This window comes from Vibrio sp. YT-18 (assembly GCF_033337345.1).
GTDB lineage: Bacteria > Pseudomonadota > Gammaproteobacteria > Enterobacterales > Vibrionaceae > Vibrio > Vibrio alginolyticus.
The window spans coordinates 1-1,241 of record NZ_JAWOQO010000150.1; the positions used below are offsets into that span (position 1 = coordinate 1).

A 1,241-nucleotide genomic window follows, 5' to 3' on the forward strand; every position below is an offset into this window, starting at 1 on the left:
TGAATGAGATCTTGAAGCGCGGTGAGTTCTTGTTCGCAATCTTGAGGGAACTGGTTAATCGCAACAACGGCTGGGATTCCATATTTATGGACGTTCTTGATGTGCCACTTTAAGTTTTCAAACCCGGCTACCAATGCCGCTTGGTCAGGTGAGAAAATCGAATCTGGAATTGCCATGCCTGGGCGCAAGTCGTAGTGGCCGGAGTTCGCTTTAAGGCCTCTTAACGTCGCAACAATCACCACACAGTCAGGCGCTTTGTTGGCAGCCGCTGCTTTAATATTACAGGCTTTCTCAAATCCCATGTCAGAGCCAAATCCCGCTTCAGTTACCGTGTAACGCGAAAGTTTTAACGCAATCTCATCAGCGATAATAGAAGAATTGCCATGCGCAATGTTAGCAAAAGGGCCTGCGTGGATCAGAGTAGGGACACCTTCAAGCGTTTGCATCAATGTTGGTGCAATGGCTTCTTGCAACGTTACGGCCATCGCACCTGCTACTTGTAAATCTTCTGTGGTGATAGGCTGACCGTCGAGATCATAAGCAACAACAATTTTGCCAATGCGCTGACGTAAGTCTTTAAGATTTTTTGCCAACGCAATAATGGCCATCAACTCGGATGCGGCTGAAATATCAAACCCTTCGTTACGCTCAAATCCGTTAATGGTTTTGCCATGTTCGTTCAAACCAATTTTGACCATGCGAAGTGCACGGTCGTTGTGGTCCATCACGCGTTTCCAAGTAATGCTTTCAACGTCAATTTTTAATGCTTTTAAACCAGTTCGAGCTTCAAAGGCGTCATATCCTTCGCGCTGCTCGTGGAATAAGCGCGCATCTAAAGCTGCAGACGCTAAGTTGTGTGCAGCCGTAACGGCGTGAATATCACCCGTCAAATGCAAATTGAGCTCTTCCATTGGCGCAACTTGGGAATATCCGCCACCTGCGGCACCACCTTTGATGCCAAAGACAGGCCCCATTGATGGCTGTCGAATACATGCCATCACGGATTGCTTTAGCTTCGCCAGTCCTTGAGCAAGGCCAATGGTTGTCACGGTTTTGCCTTCACCTAGTGGAGTTGGGGTAATCGCGGTGACCAGAACCAATTTGCCGTTTTGGTTGTCATTCAGGCGGGCTAAACACTTAGGGTGTACTTTGGCTTTGTATTTTCCATGTGTATCAAATTCTTCAGGCAATAGACCTGCTTTTTCAGCGATAACATCGATGGAAGATAACGGTGTGTTTCG

1 protein-coding gene is annotated in these 1,241 nt (G+C 47.3%); it reads right to left on the reverse strand.

Going from position 1 to position 1,241, the window contains the following annotated elements; translation table 11 throughout:
* Positions 1-1,241, reverse strand: a 1,241-nt coding sequence (locus R7M72_RS25045; RefSeq protein ID WP_318056451.1) for a formate--tetrahydrofolate ligase, incomplete at both ends; no start/stop codon positions are given.